Source organism: Aeromicrobium phragmitis, assembly GCF_003674095.1.
GTDB lineage: Bacteria > Actinomycetota > Actinomycetes > Propionibacteriales > Nocardioidaceae > Aeromicrobium > Aeromicrobium phragmitis.
Genome location: NZ_RDBF01000007.1, coordinates 114,602 through 135,655, shown reverse-complemented (window position 1 = coordinate 135,655; position 21,054 = coordinate 114,602). Strand labels below are relative to the sequence as shown.

The window sequence follows — 21,054 nt, the reverse complement described above, 5'->3', positions numbered from 1 at the left end:
ACATTGACGCCATGACGCGCACGATGCACTTCGAATCGGTCGTTGACGTGAAGTCGAAGCTCGCCGAGGTCGGCTATCTGGCTTCCGACGCCGTCGCGACGACGGTCTTCCTCGCCAGCGAACTCGGCAAACCGCTCCTCGTCGAGGGACCGGCCGGTGTCGGCAAGACCGAACTCTCCCGGGCGGTGGCGGCTGCGTGCGGAGCCGAGCTCGTGCGGCTTCAGTGTTACGAGGGGGTGGACGAGGCCCGCGCGCTGTATGAGTGGAACCACGCCAAGCAACTGCTGCGGATCAGCGCCGCGCGTGGCGAGGAGTCTTGGGACGAAGCGCGTTCCGACGTGTTCAGCGAGGAGTTCCTGCTTCCGCGTCCGCTTCTCACCGCGATCCGCAACGACGGCCCGACGGTGCTGCTCATCGATGAGACCGACAAGGCCGACGTGGAGATCGAAGGCCTGCTGCTGGAGGTGCTCGGCGACTTCCAGGTCACCGTGCCCGAGCTCGGCACCATTACCGCGACCCAGCGGCCCTTCGTCGTGCTGACCTCCAACGCGACCCGCGAGCTCAGCGAGGCGCTGCGCCGCCGATGCCTATTCCTCCACATCGACTTCCCCTCGGCAGAACTCGAACGCGACATCGTGGCGCTGAAGGTGCCCGACCTCGACGCGACGCTCGCCGATTCGGTCGTGCGGGTGGTCAATGCGCTGCGGTCTGCCGGGCTGCGCAAGGCACCATCGGTCGCCGAGACACTGGACTGGGCGCGCACCCTCGTGGCGCTCGGCGCCCCGGTCCTGAGCGATCAGATCGTTGAGGAGAGCCTCGGCGTCGTGCTCAAGCATCAGGACGACATCGACAAGGCGCGGACCACGCTGAATCTCAGCGAGTTGGTATGACCACGCAGGTTGCCGAGCGCCTGGTCGAGTTCGTCGACGCGCTGCGCCTCAAAGGCATCAACGCGGGACCCAGCGAGACGATCGACGCCGCCGCTGCGCTGGAGGTGCTCGGCTTCGATGACCGCGAGGTGCTGCGGGAGGGGCTCGCCGCCGCGCTGGTGCGTCGCGATGGGCAGCGCGACGTCTTCGACATGACGTTCGACGTGTTCTTTCCGGCAGGAGTCGGGACGCCCACCGCGGTGCAGGACAGCGAGGACGATCTCGACGCCGAGCAGCTGCGTGCCCTCCTCGCCATGGCCCTCGCCGATGACGATGCCCGGGCGCTGACCCAACTCGCCGAGGTCGCGGTCGATGCGCTGGGTGCCGTCGGCCAGGAAGGTTCCGGAACGCAGGGCTGGTCGGCCTACCAGACGCTCGACCGGCTGCGCCCGCAGACGGCCGTCGCGCAAGCCTTAGCCATGCGCGGCGGCGGCGCCGGCAGCGGCCAGGGCCAGTCCGGCCAGTTCACCGACCGGCTCGAGCGTGACGAGGTCCGGCGCGGGGTCGCTCGCTTCCGTGAGCTCGTTGCCGCCGAGGCGCGGCGTCGAACGGCTGAGGTACGGGGCCGGCAGACCGTCGCGCGCCACGCCGTCGCGCAGAGCAAGGACCGCGTCGACTTTCTCAGCGCCAACGCGCATCAGCTCGCCGAGCTGCGGCGCGCTGTCCAACCGCTCGCCCGAAAGCTCGCGACCCGCCTCGCTGCCCGGCGGAGGCGTCGCCGTCGTGGCCAGATCGACATCCGCCGCACATTGCGTAGCGCGATGAGTACGGGCGGCGTCCCGGTCAAGCCGGTCTACGCGGCACCACGGCCGTCCCGCCCCGAGCTCGTCCTCCTGTGCGACGTCTCCGGGTCTGTGGCCGGCTTCTCGCAGTTCACGATGCTGCTGGTCAAGGCGCTGAGTGACCAGTTCAGCAAGATCCGGGTGTTCGCCTTCGTCAACGCGATGGACGAGGTGACCGACCTGATCAAGGACGGTTCCGGTGATCTCATCGGTCCCATCCAGTCCGGGGCCCGCATCACCAAGTGGCATACCAGCAGCGACTACGGCGAGGCGTTCGGCGACTTCGTGGAGCAGTACCTCGACGCCGTGGGGCCCCGCACGGCCGTCATCGTGCTCGGCGACGCGCGGAACAACAACCAGCACCCGCGATTCGAAGCGCTGCGCCGCATCAATGAACGATCGAGGCGCACCTACTGGCTCAACCCGGAGCACGGGTCGCGGTGGGGGCTCGGCGACTCTGAGGCGCTCGGCTACGCCGACATCGTGCCGATGTACGAATGCTGCAATGTCGAGCAGCTCAGCGGCTTCGTCGGTCGAATCCTCCCGGTGTGACGGTCAGGGTTTGAGCCCGTGCTCAGCCATGATCGGCAACGGATCGACCGGATCGGCGTTCTTACCGGGGCGGACTTCGAGGTGCAGGTGCGGGCCCGTGACGTTGCCCGTGGCTCCGACCGCTCCGATCTGGTCGCCCTTGCGCACCATCTGTCCGGCTTCGACGTCGATGCGCGACTGGTGGGCGTACCAGAGCTCGGTGCCGTCGGCGAGCCGCAACACGGTGCGATTCCCGTAGGCACCGGCGTAGGTGGTCGAGACGACGACGGCGTCCTGCATGGCGACGAGCGGCGTGCCCGTGGGCGCGGACAGATCGATGCCGGTGTGTCGACCACTCGACCACAAGCTTCCGGCCTGCCCGAAACGCGCCGAGAGCCGGTAGCGGGCCAGCGGCATGACCCACTCGTTGGCGCGGCGCGCTTCCTCGGCGGCGCGCGCCTCCTCCTCGGCCTTCAGCTCGGCCACGCGCTGCTCGACGAGCGTGGCGATCCGAGCCTGCTCGGCCGCGAACGCCTCCTGTTGGGCGGTGAAGTCCGGCGGCATCGGCGGCAGAACGGCCGACGCGAGGCTGGCGACGCCGGGAGCGACCGGTTCCTCCGCCAGCGTCTGGGACTGCAACTGGGCTGCGAGCGGGCTGGTGTCACTGGTCAGCGGGGTGGGATCGGGTGCGCTGACCGACCCCTCTTCGGCCCGTCGCTCGGCGGGAGGCTCAGTGGGCTCGCTCGGCGCTTCCTCGTCGGCTGACGGGGCGGCTGGTTCGTTGATCGGTTGCCGCGACGGTGTCGCGGTCGCTCCTGGTTCCGGCGCTGCAGGCTGAAGGTGGACACCCTCGGTGCCGTCCACGGCGGGACCGTCTGCGCCGCTCTCGGCGACGGGAAGAGCAGACGGCAGCTGATCGGTGACCAGCGCCACGGCGCCCGTGCTCGAGAGGCGTGCCTCCCCGGTCAGTACGACGCCTCCCCCGGCGACGCTCAGGCTCAGCACACCCGCCAGCAGCGGGGACGCGAACGGGGGGCGACGACGCCGACGGCGGCGGGTTCCACCGGGTACACGTGTCGACGACGGGGTCGTCGCGCGGTGTGAACCAGCGGAAGTCATTGATCGCCTCATCACAGGGGGTCGGGGTCGTGTACATGGTAGCGGCCGAGCGGTCGTGCCCGTGTGACTTTCCCCAGGAGTTGGATGATCGTCTGAAACGAGGCCAGCGCGTACCGTGGGCCGTGTGATCGGCCGTCGATGGTGGTGGCTCCCGGTGCTCCTGGCGCTCTCCGCGTGCGCGGACGAGGGCGGCGACGACTCTGCCTCTGACTTACCCGGCGCAGTCGCCGTGACGGGAGGCTTCCCGGCGGGAACCGCCCCCGCTCCCCCGCCCGACGCGGTGGCGGGGGCGGCCGCTGCGCCTGGCGACGCAACGGTGTGGGTGGTGACCTTCGGCAGCAGCGGCAACCCGGCCATCGTGCGTGGCGCTGTCGTGAACGACCATCGGGTCGACTTCACGATCGCCGACGACCCCGGCAGGCCCGCCACGATGGACTACGCGCCGACCACGTCGACGGTCGTCCTCGACGAGTTGCCCTCCGACGACGCCCCACTCACTCTCGTCCTCGGGGACCTGGGCACCGTGGAGATCGATCGGCGGGCTCCCGGTGAGTTCGTCTGGGCGACCCGCTGAGCCCTTCGGTGTAACGCGTCAGGTCGCGCCCGCCCCCTTGAGGATCGTGACGCACGCGACGGCCGGGTCCGGCCCCAGATGACCCCCGACGTTCTCGGCCAACGCAACGCGCGCTCCGGCAATCTGGCGTTGACCTGCTCCGCCCCGGAGCTGTAGGACGAGCTCGACGAGCTGAGCGCACCCGGTCGCACCGATCGGATGACCGCGGGAGATCAGGCCTCCGCTCGGATTCACCGGCATACGGCCGCCGAGACGGGTCACGCCGGCTGACAGTGCATGCAGAGATTCGCCGGGATCGAAGATTCCGAGCTCCTCGAGCGCGATCAGTTCGGCCGGCGCGGCAGCATCGTGCACCTCGACGACATCGAGCTCATCAGGTGCCACTGCCGCCGACTCGTACGCCGCTGCCGCTGCTCGGCCGACAGCGCCATGATCGGACCGTGACGTCTGCCCGGAGACGAGACTCGACGCGGCAAGGGTGACCACGGGTGCCGGCGCGGCGTCAGCGATGTGGCGTGCGCACAACACCATCGCGGCAGCACCGTCTCCGATCGGTGAGCACATCGGCAGCGTCAAGGGCCCGCTCACCTGGCGGGCGCTGAGAACATCCTCGACGCTCATCGGCTCCCGAAATTGGGCGATCGGGTTGAGCGCGGCGTGCTCGCGGTTCTTCGAGGCCACCGCCGCGAAATCACGTTGCGTCGCGCCGGAGCGTTCGGCGAAGCGCCGGGCGGCGTCGGCGTAGATGTCCATGAACAGCGAGCCGCTGTCGCCCTCGTCGCTCGAGCGCGACAAGGCCGCGCGCAGCTGGTCGATCTCGTCGAGATCGACGGCGGTGGCGATGGCGTCGAGACTCCGCTGCTTGTGCGGATGCGTCAGCTTCTCCGCGCCGACGACGACCGCGATGTCGACCTGGCCGGAACCGACGGCCATCCACGCCAGATTGACGGCCGTGCTGCCGGATGCGCAGGCGTTCTCGACGTTCATCATCGGGTGTCCGAGCAGGCCCGTGTCACGAAGCGCTGCCTGGGCGCGGATCATCTCCTGCCCGTGCAGGAAGCCCTGCACAGCGTTGGCGAAGTACACGGCGCCTACCTGCTCCGGCCCTACCGCGGCGTCGGCGAGTGCTCCCCTGACCGCCGCTGCGCTGAGGTCCCGAACTGACGTGGCCGGAAACCTGCCGAACGGTGTCATGCCGATGCCCGCGATGCACACTTCCCTCATGTCTGCTCCTGCCGATGTCGCGACAGTTCGCGGATTCGGCCGATCCCGGCCGGGTCGATGATCTCGCCGTGTTGAGCCAGATTGTTCGCGTGACCGGCGATGTGCAACGCGAAGGCGCGCTCCATCGCCGCATCCTGACCCTGGCTGTCGACGCTGCCGTTGACGCTGGCCTTGGCGAGCCGTAGCCCGTACGCCGGCATGCGGGCGATGCGCTGAGCCAGGTCGAGCGTGAAGCTGTCCAGTTCTGCGTCGGCGACGACGTGGTTGACCATGCCCAAACGGTGGGCGTCCGACGCGGAGAGCGGTTCGCCCGTGAACAGCATCTCCTTCGCCTTCCGCGCGCCGACCTCCCAGGTATGCGCGAAGTACTCCGCGCCGTTCAGGTCGAACGCCACGACAGGGTCGGAGAACGTCGTCGATTCAGCAGCCACGATGAGATCCATCGGCCACAGCAGCATCAACGCACCGGCGATGCAGCGCCCGTGCGCCTGGCCGATCGTCGGTTTCGGTAGGCTGCGCCACCGCCGGCACAGCCCCAGATAGGCTTCGCATTCGAAGGCGTGCCTCCCCTCGACCCCGGCCGCACCGAACGCGCCCTCCAAGGTCGCCACCGGCGAACCGGGAAGCGTGCTGCCGCGCTCGGACAGGTCGTGTCCGGCGGAGAAGTCCGGTCCGTCTCCGGACAGGATGATGACTTTGACGTCCGGATCCGCGGCAGCCCCGGCGAAGGCCTCGTCGAGTTCGTACAGCATGCGGGCGTTCTGCGCGTTGCGGCGTTCAGGTCGACTCAACACCACCCGCTCGACGCCAGCAACGGGCCGCTCCTTTCGCACCGAGCTGCTCACGAACTCACCTCCGTGGCAGCCCAGTACGGAGCTTTGAGCTTCCGCTTGAACAGCTTGCCCGTATCCTCGCGCGGGAGGTCATCGACCAGAACGACCTCACGCGGGACCTTGTATCCGGCAAGTCGCCCTCGAACATGATCGCGCACTGCGGCGGCGTCCAGCCGACGATCCGGAGCTACCTGGACGTGGGCGGCCAGCGCTTCACCCAAGTCGCTGTCAGGGATGCCGAAGACCGCAGAGTCCACCACCCCGTCGAGATCGAGAAGGCACGCCTCGATCTCGGCGGGATAGATGTTCACCCCGCCGGAGACCACCATGTCGTTCATGCGGTCGCTCAGGTAGAGGTAGCCGTCCTCGTCGAGGTGACCGATATCCCCGAGCGTGAGGTATCCGTCCACCTCCATCCGCCGCCGCTTCTCGTCATCGCCGATATACGTGAAGTCCGGCCAACCTGAAAACGTCTTACCGTAAACGACACCGTCGGCGCCTGCTGGGAGTTGCGCCCCTTGTCCGTCGAGGATGCGAATATCGGCGTCGAGTATGGGTCTGCCGACCGTTCCGGGCCGCTCCAGCGCCTCGAACGAATCGCAGGCGGTCCACGCGCCGATCTCCGAGCCACCGTAGTACTCATGCACGATCGGACCGAGCCACTCGATCATCGCCGTCTTGACTGCGGGCGGGCAAGGGGCCCCCGCGTGAACGACTGAGTGCAACGAACTCACGTCATAGCCTTCCCGCACTGCCTGGGGCAACTGCAGAAGGCGGCTGAACATCGTCGGTACTGCGTGAACGGTGTCGACCTGATGACGACTCACCAGTTCCAGAAAGCGCTCGGCATCGAACCGGGGCATGATGATGATCGTCATCCCCAAGGCCGCCGCGAAGTTGGAATAAACGTTCGGGGCGGAGTGGTAGAGCGGCGCCGGAATCAATGTGGTCTCGCCCGGCCGCAGGTGATAGAGATCCGCGACATTGCCGAGCGTGGTGGGCAGGACCTCTGGAGCGATCGGATCTCGCAGGACACCTTTCGCCTGACCTGTCGTTCCCGACGTGTAGATGACGCTCATCGGCGCGGGAGGAGCCGCTTCGTTCCACGGGTCGCATCGCTCCCAATCGCTCAGAACCGGAAACTCACCGGTCAGCGGCTGCTCGCCGAGTCGGTACGCCTCGCGCACCTCCGCGGGTACCTCGGCCTCGACGATCATCAGCTTCTCGGGGGCTTGAGCCCGCAGCGGTGGCAGTAGATCGGTGTGCGCGACGACCAGAGACACCTCGCTGTTGCGCAGTACGTGGGCTAGATCGCTTCCGGTCCAATGCCAATTGATGGGTACCGGGACGGCTCCGATCAGTCCGGCCGCGAGGTTCAGCTCCAGAAACGAGATCTCGTTACGCATGTAGATGGCGAAGCGGTCGCCGCGAGCAACTCCTCGCTCGCGAAGTCCGGTGGCGAACCGTGCGGCACGATCCTTGACCGCGGCTAACGACCTTTGCGTGGAACCGCAGGACACAAATGATTCAGACATCACGATTCCTCCATCAGTGGAAGTCGTTCGGGACCGGAGTGAACGCCACGCGCCGTGTCCATTCGGTGATCGCGCGCCCGAGCACTTCCTCGTAGCTCTCACCGTCAATGACAGCGATGGTCTCCACCTCAGCGAGCACCTTCGGTGGCATGTTGTCGATCGCGAATCCCGCGAACTCGGCCCACTTCTGGGTCATGTTGCGGAACTGTCGCGTCGTGTACGGCGCGCCGATGACGTTGGCGGGATCGGCCATCGCCTCCTCTGACGTGATGAACTCGGCGCCCAGTTGCCGGAGCTCCGCGCACACGCGTCCGATCGTCGCACCCGCGACAGCCGTCCCATGGATCAGCAGGATCTGCGAGGGTACGCGCCCGATGGCGCGCTGGGCAGCCGAGGCCTGACTACGAATCTGCTCGATCGCTGTCGCCACCAGCAGGTCCTCCACGCGGCGCATCGCTTCTCGGTCGCGCAGCGCGATCGCGCGATGGTAGGCCACCATGAACTGCGCGTCGTAGAACCACATGGTGACCGGCGACGAGAGGAATCCCTGCCGCGTGAGGTGCGTCTGAACGGCACGTGTCTTCTCGAGAGCATCACCCTCCATCCCGAAGGCGTACCGGAAGTACCGGGACGGCGATGCAGCAATCCAGCGGTCCAGGACCTTCTCGCTCGCTTCGACGTCGCGCAGGTAGGTGCCCACGTCGAGCCAGTTGAGACTGATGTGTTGGTGGGTGTGGTTCCCGACGTAGTGCCCGGCGGCCATCCACGTGTCCAGGACGTCGAGATATTCGGGATGCTCCTCGGTCGGCGCGGTGCTGTTGAAGGCATACACGCCCGGCACTTGATGCTCGCGAAACGCGGTGACCATGGCGCCGCTGACGCGGGCCGGATCATACCCGTCCGGAAACGGGATCCCCGTCCATTGGAACTGGTCATCCACGGTGACGGCCAGGCGCAGGCCCGAGATGGGATCTGGAGATGATGCGGACATGAAATTCTCCTTCGAAGCGGTTCGCACCATGCTCACGAGCACCGACGTCGGCAACAATGGGCTCAGATGACACACTGTTATGTGGCGTGAGCACCGTCACATTTCGTGCTGGACGGCGGTGTCGCGATCGTCCATAGTGGCGCCATGGCGAGCACTGCATACAGCCGAGAAGGCGGCTCCCCCCTCGACCCGTTCGTCGCGTGGGTCGATGCGTACGGGCACGTGATGTTCGCTCGGCTCGCCGAGGAGCTCTGGGCGCAGGTGCCCGAGTTGCAGACGGTCGGCTCCACCGGAATCGGGGAATTGCGCTCGTCGATTGTGTCCCACCTCCCAGGGTTGCGCGCCGCCCTCTTGGGCTCAGGCGCCCCGGCACGCCTACCGGAACCGGCGCGCGCGTTCGCCGCCTCCATGGCCGGTCAAGAGGTGCCCCTGTCGGCGATACTCCGGGCCTACGAACTCGGTCACGCAGCGATCTGGAACGGCTTCACCGAGTACTTGCGCAAGAAGGAGCCCGCTGTCACTCGCCGTGCCGAGGCTCTCGAAGCCGGCTCGATCCGAATGTTCGATTACATGCAGGCGATGACGGGTCGAACCATCGCGGAGTACAACCGAGTCCGCGATCAGGTCCTTCGCGACGTCAACTCTCAACGCAGTCAGATGGTGCGTGCCGCACTCGCCGGCGCGACGGATGGGCGCGAACTCGGTGAGTTACTCGGGTACGCCGTCGACAGCACTCATATCGGGTACGTGGCGTGGTGCGAGGGGCCCGACCGCGGACCGGAACTTGCCGAAGCTGCTCGACGGGCCCTTGCTGGCGCCGCTGCTCAGCACATCGCCGTGAACGCAGATGGCACCACGGTTCATGGTTGGTTTTCTCCCGTCGATCGTGCCGTGTATGCGGATCTCGCCACGGTCCAGCTACCCCGTGGCATCGGTCTCGCGCTCGGGACGCCCCGAGACGGGATCCGCGGCTTCAGGCACACGCATGAAGAGGCAGTGCTCAGCGCCTTGATCAGTGCGCCGCCCTTGCCCCAGCCCGTGCGCTTTCCCGACGTCGCGGTCGCGGTGCTGACGTCCCAGCACTCCGAGCTCTGCGATCGCTTCGTCGACGACCAACTCGGCCCGTTACTTCATCACGACGACCGCCAGAGACTCATGTCGACCCTGCATGAGTATTTCGCCACGCTGGGGAGCCCACGGCGGTGTGCGCGTCGGCTCGGCGTTCATCCCAACACCGTCTCTCAGCGATTGCAGCGGATAGAAGCCGTCCTCGGTCGAGTCGTCGACCCAGCCGACCTTCGGTTGCGCGTCGCGCTCGAGCTCACGCGATGGCGAGCCGTCACCGCAGTCTCATCGGGACGAGTTGGCTCAGGACCGGTTCCTCGAGATGCGAACTGAGCCGATCACTGCCACTGTCGCAGTATGTATATCGGAGGCTCGCTGTTCCTGTTCGCTCTCGGTGCCATCCTCGCGTTCGCAGTTCAAGACGCGATCAACGGCATCGACCTGGTCACGACCGGCTACATCCTCATGGGCGTCGGCGTCGTCGGGCTCTTGCTCTCACTTCTGATGGCCGGACGCGCCCGGCGCGATATCGACCCGCCGCGCTGAAGCACTCGTCGGTGGCACGTCAGGCCGTGCCTGCCGCCGCCTTGAGCATCCCGGCGTACTCGTCCAGCGCATCGATATAGGCCGGCAACGCGCCGGCGTCGTGAATGCGCAGCACCGCGTCGACCTGATGACGGGCGAAGGCGCAGACCCCCTCGGCCTGCTGCTCGTGCTCGGGCGCGTCGGGATGCTCCAGGCAGACCATGAGCCCCACGCCGGCGGTGAGATACATCTCGCAACCGAGTTTCTTCATCATCACGAGCGACATCTCAAAAGCCAGCCGTTCGCGATCGAGGTCGCGCATGGTCATCACTCCCACCCCTACGCAAGGCATGCGACCGTCGCCGGCCTTTGTCTCTGCTCAAACCATCGCACTCGTGACGCGGCGAATCAATGGCGCCGACCCACCTTCCGGAGTCGAGACGCGTCGACGTCGCGAGCTCTGGCGCCGTTTCCCGCCACTTTCGAGTCACAGCACCGCGCGCGGGACGGTGGCATCACCCTACACACGAGGGCTCGCGGCGCCCCACGCGGGGTGACGCCGGTCGCCGATCCGATTCTAGGCGCACCGAACGCCGAGCCCGAGGAGAACCGCGCTCGTTCGCACTTGCGTCGTCGTCCCGGCCGCCTCCCAGCTCGGCGCTGCGCGGAGTCGGGCGTGGACCACGACGTCGTACGTCGTGGCGCCCAGGCCGAGGTCGAGTACGGAGGACCGCAGTTCGAGTTCGCCGGGGCGACCGCCGGCGGGCTGCACCACACCGGAGCGCACCACTTCGCCCGTCGCCGTGTGCCGGGCCTCCCAGCGGTACTCGTAGCGAACGTCGACATGCGGCCAGGTGAGGCGCACGTACTCGCCGACGCCGAACAGCCCCCCTTCGTTACGGCACTGTGGCTGACCCTGAGCGACCACACGGTGGGCTGCCAGCGGGGCTGTGGCGACCGTAGCCGTGTCGTCGAAGATCGCCCATGCACGTGCCCCGGGAAGCACGGCCGGCAGCAGGAGGGCCGCGCCGACGAGGACCGGAGCGATCCCTCGTCGGCGTCGCGGACGCGCGTGCAGCGGCGCACGCCGTCGCGGCAGCACCACCGCCAGCCAGCACCCCGCGACGATGCCGATCGCCGTGACCCGGCCCGGCGTGCTGTCGACGAACGCGGCGGCACTGCCGACTCCGGGCAGGACCCAGGTGACGCGTTCTGCCCGCGACAGCGTGTAGGCGTCGGGGTCGGCGACGGCGTTCGCGTCGCCGCGCAGGCGCACGATGCGTTCGGCGCCGCTCTCGGACACCTCGATGATGCGGTGGGTGACACGCACACCCGAGCCGTCGACGACGCTCACCACGTCGCCCACCTCGAGGTCCGCCGCGGGTATCGACCGAGCCAGCAGCAGGTCCCCGGCGTGGATCTCGGGTGCCATCGAATCGGACTGCACGACCAGGGGCCGGCTGCCGGTCACCCAGAGGGCGGCGGCCACCAGCACGCACAGGACGCCGAGGAGTGCTCCTGCGTTGAGGACGACGACGCGGAGGCGACTCATGGGGCGCCTCGCTGAACGCCGTTGACGACGAAGGTGGCCGTCGCCGTCGCACCTTGGAGCGAGGAGGGGGCCGACGGGTCCAAGCGCACGATGACGCAGAGCGTCTCGCTCGCCCCGGCGGCCAGCGGTCGGCGTGCCGGGACGACCGGTGTGGGCGCCGCCGCGTTCGCGCTGATCGCGGAGGCCGAACTGAACGTCGTCGTTCCTCCGGTGCACGTTCCCGTCCGGTCGCCGTTCGCGGAGGACCCGGCGTTCGACGCGGCGCCGCCCGCGACGACGGTCCACCGCAGTCCTGGTCCGAGCGTTCCGTTCGTATGCGAGACGGCGGTGTAGTCGAGGGGGACCGTGCCCGCGTTCCCGACCGAGATGGCGCGGGCGAAGCTCTCACCGGGCACGAGGTCGCCCACGGCGAAGGTGGTGTCGGTCGTGGAGCCACCGGGGCCGGCCAGCTGGCCGTTGAGGGTCAGGTCAAGGCGTCCCGCAGCCAGCTGTCCGGTCGTGACGGTCGCCTGATCCGTCCAGTACGCCATGGTCCCGCTGACGCCGACGCCCACGAGGAGCCCGAGGCTGAGCACGGCCCGCAGCAGGCCCGATCGCCGGGCGCGATGTCTGCTCATCGAGGTCTCCTTTCCTTCCTGGGTCGCACCGCGTGTCCGATCAGCAGCAGGAGCAGCCCGCCAACGACGACGACCGGGCCGAGGACCGACCCCGTCGCCGGGAGCTGACCTGGAGCCGGCACGGGGCCGTCCTGATCTCCGCTCATCCCCACCACCAGCGGAAGGTCGAGTGAGGAACGCTGCGTGACGTTGCCGGCGGCGGCGTCGAAGGTGGCGCGCAGCGTCACTGCCGTCGTCGTCCCCGGGGTGACGACGGTGTCCCGCACGACTGCGGGCGTCCCGTCCGGCTGCAGCGGTTGCCACGCACCGTCGTCGACGCGCACGTCCAACCGCACGTGCTCGTCCGCGAGCAAGGCGTCGGGATCGTTGCCGCCCTCTAGCGCGACCCACACGGACGTCGCATTCTCCTCGCCGTCGTTGCGGACGGTGAACTCGACGCTCCGCTCCTCGCCCGGAACCCAGCGGCGCTTCGCGTCGAACACTGCGTTCGCCGGCACTTCGGCGACGTACCGCTCCCCCGGGACCACACGGATCTCTGGCGCTGCCACACCGACGGTCGGGTGGGCGATCAGTGCGAGAGCCGCGACCACCGCCAGCGTTCTCATACGATGGCCCTTCGTACCCGTACCCGGTCACGAGCTGCGCCGGCCAGCATCACCGCGGCGTAGCCGAAGAGCAGGGCCGCGACCACGGTGATCGCCAGTCCCCGCTGACCGGGATCGAGCCAGGTGTGGGCGTAGCCGAGATAGGGCACCGAGTACCACACTTCTCCTCGGATCTGAACGGGGCGCACGGGCAGCGGATCGGCTGCCGCGTTCGCGTCGCCCTGCGTGATGAACTCGCGCTCACCATCGAGCTGCTGGCGGACGGCGACGACGCGGTGCGTCGCGGTCTGCGGCTCGCCGGAGCGCAGCTGATAGGTCACCACGTCGCCCACGCCGAGCGTCGCCGGGTCCACGTCGCGGGTGACGACGAGCGCGCCGACGCCGTACGTCGGCGTCATCGAGCCGCTCAGCACCGCGTAGGGAGTGGCACCGGCAAGCCGCGGTGCGGCAACGGCGGCCGCGATCGAGGCGGTCACGCCGACGATGACGCCCCACGCGGCGACCTGCCCGACGAAGCGGGTTGCGCTCCGGCGCCGGGGCCGGATGTGACGCATGTCAGGGGTTCGGGTCGGCCTGCGTGAGCGTCACCGTCAGCGAGTCGAGCGTCGCGGTGATGCCCTGCATGTCGTTCGTGTTGACCGCCGTCGTGTCGCCGAAGGGAATCGCGACCTCGAACGTGGCCGCCAGCACCTCGCCGTCGTTCGCATCGGTGATCGTGGCGCCGTCGGCCAACGCAGCGCCGCCGAGCGTGTAGCTCGCGTCGACGCCGGCGGTGAACGTCGTTCCCGCCGGAGCGCTGGTGAACGTCAGCATGTCCGGTGCGTCGACCGTCGCCGCGAGGTTGTCGCCCTCGGCGCCGACCGTGAAGCTGCACGTCGCCGTGACGACGTCGCCGGGCACGAAAGCCGTCACCGGGCTGCCGGCCGAGGCGGAGCCGTCGGCGTACAGCCAGCCCGTGCAATCGTCGTTCGGCGTCAGCGTGAGACTTCCCGCCGTGATCGACCCACCGTCGACGGCGGCCTCCGCGGTCCAATACGCGAGCGTGCCAGCACCGCCGATGAGCAGTGCGGCCGCGGCCGCGGCCATGAGGCCCTTACCTGTCTTGTTCATGTATGTGTCCCTTTCCCCATCCATTCCATCCGCGATGGAAAACCCAGCTCATTGAAACCTGGATCGGGCGCGGTTCCGGAGGGGTGAATCCGGCAGAGCGAACGACGTTCTGGGCTGGAACATCAGGGAGAACGAGGCAATCGAGGGCCTCGGGTCAGCGTGCGCACTTCACCCGCAAGTTCACCCTCGGGTGAGTGATCGCGGGTGTCGTCGGCGGCGATTTCCGCTCGACGCTGTCGAAAGTCGACAGTATCGATGCCCGCGAACTGTCGGAGTTGCCGCTGTCGAGTGACGTGGGTCTCACGGCAGGATGAGCCGGACATTCATCGCGCCGGAAGGTCCATCGTGAGCTCCACCAACGACAACGCTGTTCAGGCCCGCTACGACATCAACGAGATGCCGCCCGTCGGAGAAGCGGTCCTCCTCGGTGTCCAGCACGTGCTGGTCATGATGGCCAGCAACGTCACCTTGCCGATCGTGCTCGCCACCGCCATCGGCGCGACGACCGGGGAGACCGCCTTTCTCGTGCAGGTCGCCCTGCTCGTCGCCGGGTTGACCACCTTCTTGCAGACGGTCGGCTTCGGCCCGGTGGGAGCCCGGCTACCGATCGTCCAAGGCACGAGTTTCGGTTTCCTGGCGGTCGCGATTCCGTTGGCGCAGGACTACGGCATCGCAGCCGTCTTCGGCGGCGCCATCTTCGCTGGGCTGGTTCAGGTCACACTCGGTTTCAGCCTCCGCTGGCTCCAGGTGCTCTTCCCCCCGCTCGTCAGCGGCATCGTCGTGCTCGTCATCGGTATCGGCCTCCTTCCGACCGGGATGGCGCTGTACGCCGGCGGCAACGGCGCTGAGGACTTCGGCTCATGGTCGAACCTGGGTCTGGCCACCTTCGTCCTCGTCGTCATGCTCGTGCTCTACCGCTTCGGCCGCGGGGTCCTGGGGGCCTCCGCCGTGCTGATCAGCCTCGTCATCGGATACCTCGTGGCGATCCCGATGGACAAGGTCGACTTCGGAGCCGTCGGTGACGCCAAGTGGTTCGCCGTCCCGATGCCGCTGGAGTTCGGCCTCGACTTCCCTGCCGCAGCGTTGATCGCCATGGGCGCCATGGCCATCGCCACGTCGGTGGAGACCATCGGGGATTTGTCGGCGATCACCAAGAGCGGCGCCGGCCGACAGGTCACCGACAAGGAGTTGTCCGGCGGCGTCGTCGCCGACGGCGTCGCCACGGCGTTCGCCTCACTGTTCAGCGCTCTTCCCAACACCTCGTTCGGTCAGAACGTCGGTCTGGTCGCCTTCACCGGCGTCATGAGCCGCCACGTGGTGTCGATCGGTGCGGGGTTCCTCGTTCTCCTGGGGCTGTTCCCCAAGCTGGCGACGATCATCGCGATCATGCCCTCGGCGGTCATCGGCGGCGCGGCGGTGGTCATGTTCGGAATGATGCTCGGCGCCGGCATCAAACTGCTCGCCGAGTCGCCACTCGATCGCCACGACATGCTCGTCATCGCCGTCTCGGTGGGCGTCGGGCAGGGCTTCGCCGCGGTGCCCGACGCAGTGGCGCTCATGCCGGAGAACATCAAGGTCCTGCTCGAGACCGGTATCGTCCCGGCCGCGGTCCTGGCCGTCGTGATGAACCTGACACGTCCCAAGCCCGCAGCAGGCGCGCCACTCGACGTCGACACACCGCTGGCAGATCCGGAGGACTCGCCCGACAAGCGCTGAGGGTCACCGCCCACGACCGACGAAGGCGCGCGTGCCCCGTCCAGCCTCGATGCTGGACGGGGCGTCGTCGTGGGCGTCACCCCGACGAAGGCGACCCCGAAAACACCACTTCCCTCCCCGATCGTGATCGAGGAGGGAAGCGAACTGTGTCCGAGGGGGGACTTGAACCCCCATGCCCGTAACCGGGCACTAGCACCTCAAGCTAGCGCGTCTACCTATTCCGCCACCCGGACAGTGGGCCCCGTGAGGAACCCTTGGTGCGATCCACCACTCTAGCAAACCGCTCCCAGGGCTCCACACGGGGTGGGGGTCGATCTCACCGGCGCGTGACCGTCACCTCGACGGGCACGGTCGTCGCAGGAAACTGCGCGTTCCCGGTGTAGGTCAGCGACAAACGGTGCGTGCCGGGTCCCAGCACCAGCGGCAGGACGGACACGCGTCCCTCGCCGTGGTGCAACCTGCCGATGCCCAGCGGAAGCCAGCCCGCCCGCACGACGAGGGCTCCGGATGCCTCCGGGTGCGCGGAGACGTCGATCTTCGGCCCACGGGGCCAGCGCACCGGTTCCGCCGTGCCACGCAGGTCGAGCTGTGCTTCGCCCTCCCCCGCAGCGATACCGACGATCGCCGGGTTGTGATCGCTCGCCCGGTACGGGGTCCGGTCGTACAGCTGGGTGATGTTCTGGTTGTACCGGCTGTACTCCCTGGCGATCGACTCCTCGGCATTGATCGCCCAGATGTCCGCGCCGGTCACCTGCTCGAACGCCCCCGGCGACGCGAAGACGTGATCGAGCGAGCCCACCTGGCCGCCGAACTGGTAGGTGGGCGCGTCCGTGAATTGCGCCGCCACGTTGACGTAGCCCGCCTCCGCGATGACCTGGATCGGGTCCTCCTGGCTGTAGGCGTTGAAGTCACCGGTGAGGAAGACCCGGTCCGTTCCGGCACGCTCCTGCTCCGCCTGAGCGAAGTTCACGAGCGCCGTCGCCTGACGGACCCGCGAGGCGTTCGACGCCCCCTGTCCATCGCCCTGGTCGGCGTCCTCGCCGTCGCCGGAACCCTTGGACTTGAAGTGATTGACGATGACCACGAAGTCGTCCTGCTCGCCGCTTCCGACGGGCCGGAACTCCTGCGACAGCGGCTCGCGGGCGTTGTCGAACGCCGGATCGTCGAGGATCACCGACTCCCCCACCGGCTCCACGGCCTCGGGACGGTAGATGAACGCCGTACGAATGACGTCCTCCGCCTCGGGCACGGCAGCGGGCGAGCCCACCGCCGCCCACTCCTCGCGTCCGGCGTGCTCGTTCAACGCTGCGACCAGCGCCCGCAAGGCGGTGTCGCGGTCGATGCCGAAGGCAGCCGAGTTCTCGATCTCCTCCAACGAGACGACGTCCGCCCCGAGCTGCGAGATGGCGGCGACGATCTTGTCCTGCTGTCGCTGCAGGTTCTCGGCGTTCGCAGCGCCCCGTGGGCCCTCGTTGCTGCAGCGGTTGACGGTGACGGGATCGCCCGCGCGGTCCGTGTAGTACGTGCACGTGCCGAGACCGTTCGCTTCGTAGCCCTCACCGAGCATGGTGAAGTAGTTGAGGACGTTGAAGGTGGCCAGGCGGACGTCGCCCCCGACGTCGGCCGGACGCTCGGGCCGCGTGTCGTCCTCGATCCGCACCGGTTCCGGGTCACCGGCGCGGAAGTGAGCGGTCGGCTGGAGCTTCCACGTGTCGTTGCGGAAATCGAGGATCATCGGTTCCTCGACGCGGACGGCGGCACCGACGCGCACCTCGTTGTCCGGGGTCAGCCACGGCACCGGGATCTCGCGGTTCGCACCGTTGAGGAAGTTGATCGTGGCCGCGTCGTCCACGGTCACCGCTCGGGCGGCGTTGTCGGCCACGACGGCGTCGTACTCGGGCGTGCGTGGCCGGGCGACGTCGGTCGGCTGCCGCAACGGCTCGTCTCCGGCCGCGAGCCCGACCTCGCCGTACTGATGGGTCGAGTAGTTGTCGGTGACCGTGAAATCGTTCGCCGGCGCGAGCAGCATGCCTTCGAGCGACTCCCGCTCGGTCTCGGTGAGCGGGAACTCCACGGCGGCCGGCTTGACCGTCTGGACCGGCTCCTCGAGGACCGTCCAGGCACCCGCTTCCGGAACCACCTGGGTGAGCCCGTAGTACTCCCCCACCCGGCCGGCGAGCTCGAGGTGGTCGCCCTCGCGAACGGACCGGGCAAGCTCGGCCGAGTACACGAACACACCGTGCGACGCGTCATGGACGTCCAGGTCCACGTCGCCTCCGGTTCCCGGTGTCTGCAGGTAGATCCCGTTGAACCCGCCCGTCGGATAGGCCGCCGTCACGACGCCGCGCGTGATCACGCGGCGCCCGAGCAACGGGCTCTCGTCCCCGGTTCCCTGAATGTCCGCGATGTCGACGACGTCCGGCTCCCCCGGTTCCGGTGACTCCCCGCCGTCGCACGCGGCGCCGCAGGCCTCCGGCGTCGGGGGTGCCGCCGAGAAGTCGGCGCGATTGTCGTCGGTGTCGGTGAGCGCGTCGTCGCGCGTGAGCGCCGTGGTCGTCGAGTAACCGGTGGCTTGCCCCGCACCCTCGTAGGTGACCGACGACCCGTACCCGAGGAGGTCGACCAGCTGCGGGTGTGACAGCACCGTAGCCCGGTCCCCGGACAACGGCTGCGTGGTGCGGGTCAGCGCGAGCGTCCCTCCGGCGCTGCCGGAGAACGCGATACCGCTCGTGACATCGGGTTCGGGCAAGGGCTCACCTGCGGGGCCGTTGCTGTTACCGCCGACGAGGAGGCGGCCGCCGGCGGGGATCGTGTGGTCACCGAGCGGAATCACCCCGCTGAAGGCGTTCGAGCTGGTCGCGGAGCGGTACTGCACCGACCACCCGGCGACGCTGACGGCCTCGTCGGTGGGGTTGGCGACCTCCACGAACTTGTGGGAGAAGGCGGCGCCAGCGCTTCCGCCGTTGAGATAGGCCTCGGCGATGACGAGATCGTCGCCGTCGGGCGCCGCGCCGGCGACGGTCGGCGCCGCGAGAAGACCGGCTCCGAGCGCGAGCGCGCCGGCGATGCGGGTCAGCGTCGTCATCGCAGGTCCCCCGTTCACCGCTTGACCTCGACAGTGACCGGGACGGAGCTGCGCTCGTACCGGCGGTCACCCCAATGGGTCACCGTCAGTTCGTGCGTGCCCGGACGAAGGACGAACGGAAGGGTCAACGCGATGGCGCGGCCGTTCTTCAGGTACCCGGCACCGACCGGCAGACCGTTCTTCGCGACCGTGACGACGCCCCGGGCGTCGCGTGCCGCCGTCACCTGAATGCGAGCCGGAGCGGGGTATCGCGTCGGCTTGGCAGTCGCCTGAAGCCCGGCCCCCGGCTGCTCCGGTTCGCTCACGGTGACGCTGCGCGTCGTGACCGTCGTCCCGGTCGGCTGTGCGGTGGCGCGGAATCGCACCGCACCGGACAGGTCCGCGGGAAGCGTGGCCTCCACCTGGGCCGCGCCGCCGGACACGGGGAACGAGCCGAGCGTTACGGGCTCGCCGGACTCCGGAAGCGCCTCGACCGCGACCTCGGTGTTGGCGGGGCTGCCCAGCGAGGTGAGGTCGAGCCGCGGCAGCGTGAACGTCAGCGTGTCGCCCGCCGCGTACTCGTCCTGCAAACCCTGCACCTCGACCGATCGGCGGGCGAAGTCGGGGCTGATCGGCCGGTTGTTCTCCAGATAGTCGATCCAGGCCTCGTAGTCGACGAGTCCCGTGTCGGTGTTGGTGCCCTCGGTGAAGGCGTGGAAGTTGTCTCCGCCCTGGGCGAGGAAGGAGAACGTCGCGATGCGGTAGGTGCGCTGCGGGTCGAGCGGTTCACCGTCGATCCACACGCCCGTGATCCGGTCGCCCTCGGGCCGGGTCGAGTCGAAGGTGTAGGACACGTTCTCGGAGACACCGAGCTGGAGGTAGGCGCGACTGGGTACGTTGCCTTCGGCGTCGCGCTGCCACTGCTGCTCGAAGATGCGCTTCAATGTCTCGCCGGTGACCGCGACGGAGCTGACGTTGTTGACGAACGGCAGGACGGCATTGGCCTCCGCATAGGTGATCTCGCCCGGCTGCTCCTGGCCTGTCGGCGCGTAGAGCAGGTCGGCGCGCAGGCCGCCCGGATTGACGAGACCGAGGTCGGCCCCGGCCTGCGTCTGCGACACACGCGAGAGCAGGGCGTCGGCCACCACTCCACCGAGGGTCGACTCCGCACCGCGGTCCTCGCTCGCGCCGTTGAACGCGCGCGTGATGTCCGCCGTCTGGGTGCCCTTGACCTCGCGGCCGATGTCGTCGGCGTGCTCGAGGGCCGCCTGCACGATCGCCTGCACCGTACCCACCCGCGGGAACTGGTTCACCAGGGTCGCATCGTCGGTGGTGGTTCGCGGGACGTTACGCGCCGAGTAGGCCGTCACGTCACCGGTCGTCGCGTCCACGGTCAGCGTGACCTCGCCGATGTTCGCGCCGTAGCTACCGCTCTGGACGATGGGCCGCGTCTCGCCCGGGGAGCCGGGAACGGGAGCGTCCCATGCGTACTCCTGGTGGGTATGTCCGGTGAAGATCGCGTCGACCTCCGGCGACACCCCCTCAGCGATCTCACGGAAGGTCGGGCTCGCAGCCACGGCCTCCTCGTACGAGGAGCCGCCGTCGGGCGCCCCGTCGTGGATCTGCGCCACGATGACGTCCGGCGGTGCCGGCAGCGCCTGGAGATCCTCGACGGTCTCGTTCACCGCGGTGGTCGGGTCGGCGAACGTCAAGCCCTCCACGCCCCCGGGACTCACGAGGGACGGCGTCTCCTCGGTCACGGCTCCCACGATCGCGACCTCCATGCCGCCGGCCTCGACGATCTCGAAGGCCGGCAAGATCGGCTCCCCGTCGGGACCGAGCACGTTCGCGGCCAGATACGGGAAGTCGGCGGCGTCACCGACCCGCGTCACGAGGTCGTCCGCGCCCCGGTCGAACTCGTGGTTGCCGGCGGCGCTCGCGTCGAGCTCGAGCGCGTTGAGCACGTCGAGGGTCGGGATGTCGTCGGCCACGGCCGACGCGAACAGCGAGGCGCCGATGTTGTCGCCGTTGGAGAGCAGCACGGTAGTGTCCTCACCACCTTCGGCGCGCAACTGCTCGATCGTCCCGGCGACCTTGACGGTGTTCGCGTCGATCCGGCCGTGGAAGTCGTTGACGCTCAGCAGCGTCAGTGTCACGTCCTGCGCGTGTGCCGGTGCCGCGGCCGGTGCCGTGAGCGATCCGGTGGCGAGGAGCGAGCCCAGCGAGGCCGTGAGGACACGGCGCGGCACAGCAACCATCGATGCATTCCCCCGATATGTGTG

General features: G+C 68.5%; 19 protein-coding genes and 1 tRNA gene. 6 read left to right on the top strand and 14 right to left on the bottom strand.

The annotated features are described in order from the left end of the window. Window positions 1–11: 11 nt before the first annotated feature. A complete protein-coding gene (locus tag D9V41_RS10965) occupies window positions 12–890 on the top strand; it encodes an AAA family ATPase (RefSeq protein WP_208006834.1) in 879 nt (292 codons plus the stop codon). Then, window positions 887–2,263, top strand: coding sequence for a VWA domain-containing protein (locus D9V41_RS10960; protein WP_121794598.1), 1,377 nt, complete (start codon window positions 887–889; stop codon window positions 2,261–2,263). The genes D9V41_RS10965 and D9V41_RS10960 overlap by 4 nt, the downstream gene beginning before the upstream one ends. Window positions 2,264–2,266: 3 nt before the next feature. On the opposite strand, the gene D9V41_RS10955 is transcribed toward D9V41_RS10960, so the two are convergent. Then, window positions 2,267–3,361 carry a M23 family metallopeptidase gene (locus tag D9V41_RS10955; RefSeq protein ID WP_166376008.1) on the bottom strand — a complete coding sequence of 365 codons (1,095 nt, stop codon included), beginning with the start codon at window positions 3,359–3,361 and terminating at the stop codon, window positions 2,267–2,269. A gap of 124 nt (window positions 3,362–3,485) precedes the next feature. Here D9V41_RS10955 and D9V41_RS17825 point away from each other — a divergent pair, with 124 nt between their 5' ends. Beyond that, window positions 3,486–3,935 (top strand): hypothetical protein, encoded by a 450-nt coding sequence (locus D9V41_RS17825; protein WP_166376007.1) that lies wholly within the window; start codon window positions 3,486–3,488, stop codon window positions 3,933–3,935. An 18-nt stretch (window positions 3,936–3,953) separates the two neighbouring features. Here D9V41_RS17825 and D9V41_RS10945 read toward each other — a convergent pair whose 3' ends face one another. From D9V41_RS10945 to D9V41_RS10930, 4 genes are read right to left on the bottom strand one after another with little or no spacing between them, the layout of a single operon-like run. Beyond that, a complete protein-coding gene (locus D9V41_RS10945; RefSeq protein ID WP_121794595.1) occupies window positions 3,954–5,159 on the bottom strand; it encodes a thiolase family protein in 1,206 nt (401 codons plus the stop codon). After that, a complete protein-coding gene (locus D9V41_RS10940; protein WP_121794594.1) occupies window positions 5,156–6,004 on the bottom strand; it encodes an enoyl-CoA hydratase in 849 nt (282 codons plus the stop codon). The genes D9V41_RS10945 and D9V41_RS10940 overlap by 4 nt, the downstream gene beginning before the upstream one ends. Beyond that, on the bottom strand, window positions 6,001–7,527 hold the full coding sequence (locus tag D9V41_RS10935) for an AMP-binding protein (protein ID WP_121794593.1): 1,527 nt from the start codon (window positions 7,525–7,527) through the stop codon (window positions 6,001–6,003). The genes D9V41_RS10940 and D9V41_RS10935 overlap by 4 nt, the downstream gene beginning before the upstream one ends. A 13-nt stretch (window positions 7,528–7,540) precedes the next feature. Next, complete coding sequence (locus tag D9V41_RS10930; protein WP_166376006.1) at window positions 7,541–8,518, bottom strand: polysaccharide deacetylase family protein; 978 nt, start codon at window positions 8,516–8,518, stop codon at window positions 7,541–7,543. A gap of 144 nt (window positions 8,519–8,662) precedes the next feature. Here D9V41_RS10930 and D9V41_RS10925 point away from each other — a divergent pair, with 144 nt between their 5' ends. Together D9V41_RS10925 and D9V41_RS10920 are read left to right on the top strand one after the other, a co-directional pair. Further along, window positions 8,663–9,916 (top strand): PucR family transcriptional regulator, encoded by a 1,254-nt coding sequence (locus D9V41_RS10925; protein ID WP_121794591.1) that lies wholly within the window; start codon window positions 8,663–8,665, stop codon window positions 9,914–9,916. A 24-nt stretch (window positions 9,917–9,940) separates the two neighbouring features. Continuing rightward, complete coding sequence (locus D9V41_RS10920; RefSeq protein WP_121794590.1) at window positions 9,941–10,129, top strand: DUF6458 family protein; 189 nt, start codon at window positions 9,941–9,943, stop codon at window positions 10,127–10,129. Window positions 10,130–10,148: 19 nt separating this feature from the next. On the opposite strand, the gene D9V41_RS10915 is transcribed toward D9V41_RS10920, so the two are convergent. From D9V41_RS10915 to D9V41_RS10890, 6 genes are all read right to left on the bottom strand, one after another. Next, on the bottom strand, window positions 10,149–10,436 hold the full coding sequence (locus D9V41_RS10915) for a hypothetical protein (RefSeq protein WP_121794589.1): 288 nt from the start codon (window positions 10,434–10,436) through the stop codon (window positions 10,149–10,151). 249 nt (window positions 10,437–10,685) lie between these two features. After that, window positions 10,686–11,660 (bottom strand): signal peptidase I, encoded by a 975-nt coding sequence (locus tag D9V41_RS10910; RefSeq protein ID WP_121794588.1) that lies wholly within the window; start codon window positions 11,658–11,660, stop codon window positions 10,686–10,688. Further along, window positions 11,657–12,277, bottom strand: a complete 621-nt coding sequence (locus D9V41_RS10905) for a TasA family protein (protein WP_121794587.1) — start codon at window positions 12,275–12,277, stop codon at window positions 11,657–11,659. Before D9V41_RS10905 ends, D9V41_RS10910 begins: the two co-directional genes overlap by 4 nt. Beyond that, entirely contained in the window at window positions 12,274–12,882 is a 609-nt protein-coding gene (locus D9V41_RS10900) for a COG1361 family protein (protein WP_121794586.1), read from the bottom strand. The genes D9V41_RS10905 and D9V41_RS10900 overlap by 4 nt, the downstream gene beginning before the upstream one ends. Further along, complete coding sequence (locus D9V41_RS10895) at window positions 12,879–13,436, bottom strand: signal peptidase I (protein ID WP_121794585.1); 558 nt, start codon at window positions 13,434–13,436, stop codon at window positions 12,879–12,881. Before D9V41_RS10895 ends, D9V41_RS10900 begins: the two co-directional genes overlap by 4 nt. Window position 13,437: 1 nt before the next feature. Then, window positions 13,438–13,992 (bottom strand): alternate-type signal peptide domain-containing protein, encoded by a 555-nt coding sequence (locus D9V41_RS10890; protein WP_166376005.1) that lies wholly within the window; start codon window positions 13,990–13,992, stop codon window positions 13,438–13,440. A gap of 345 nt (window positions 13,993–14,337) precedes the next feature. Here D9V41_RS10890 and D9V41_RS10885 point away from each other — a divergent pair, with 345 nt between their 5' ends. Continuing rightward, window positions 14,338–15,708 carry a uracil-xanthine permease family protein gene (locus D9V41_RS10885; RefSeq protein ID WP_208006832.1) on the top strand — a complete coding sequence of 457 codons (1,371 nt, stop codon included), beginning with the start codon at window positions 14,338–14,340 and terminating at the stop codon, window positions 15,706–15,708. 147 nt (window positions 15,709–15,855) lie between these two features. Here D9V41_RS10885 and D9V41_RS10880 read toward each other — a convergent pair. From D9V41_RS10880 to D9V41_RS10870, 3 genes are all read right to left on the bottom strand, one after another. Next, a tRNA-Leu gene (locus D9V41_RS10880) sits at window positions 15,856–15,941 on the bottom strand. Between the two features lie 83 nt (window positions 15,942–16,024). Further along, window positions 16,025–18,793 (bottom strand): ExeM/NucH family extracellular endonuclease, encoded by a 2,769-nt coding sequence (locus D9V41_RS10875; RefSeq protein WP_121794583.1) that lies wholly within the window; start codon window positions 18,791–18,793, stop codon window positions 16,025–16,027. Between the two features lie 14 nt (window positions 18,794–18,807). Next, window positions 18,808–21,030 carry a bifunctional metallophosphatase/5'-nucleotidase gene (locus D9V41_RS10870; protein ID WP_121794582.1) on the bottom strand — a complete coding sequence of 741 codons (2,223 nt, stop codon included), beginning with the start codon at window positions 21,028–21,030 and terminating at the stop codon, window positions 18,808–18,810. Between the last annotated feature and the right edge of the window lie 24 nt (window positions 21,031–21,054).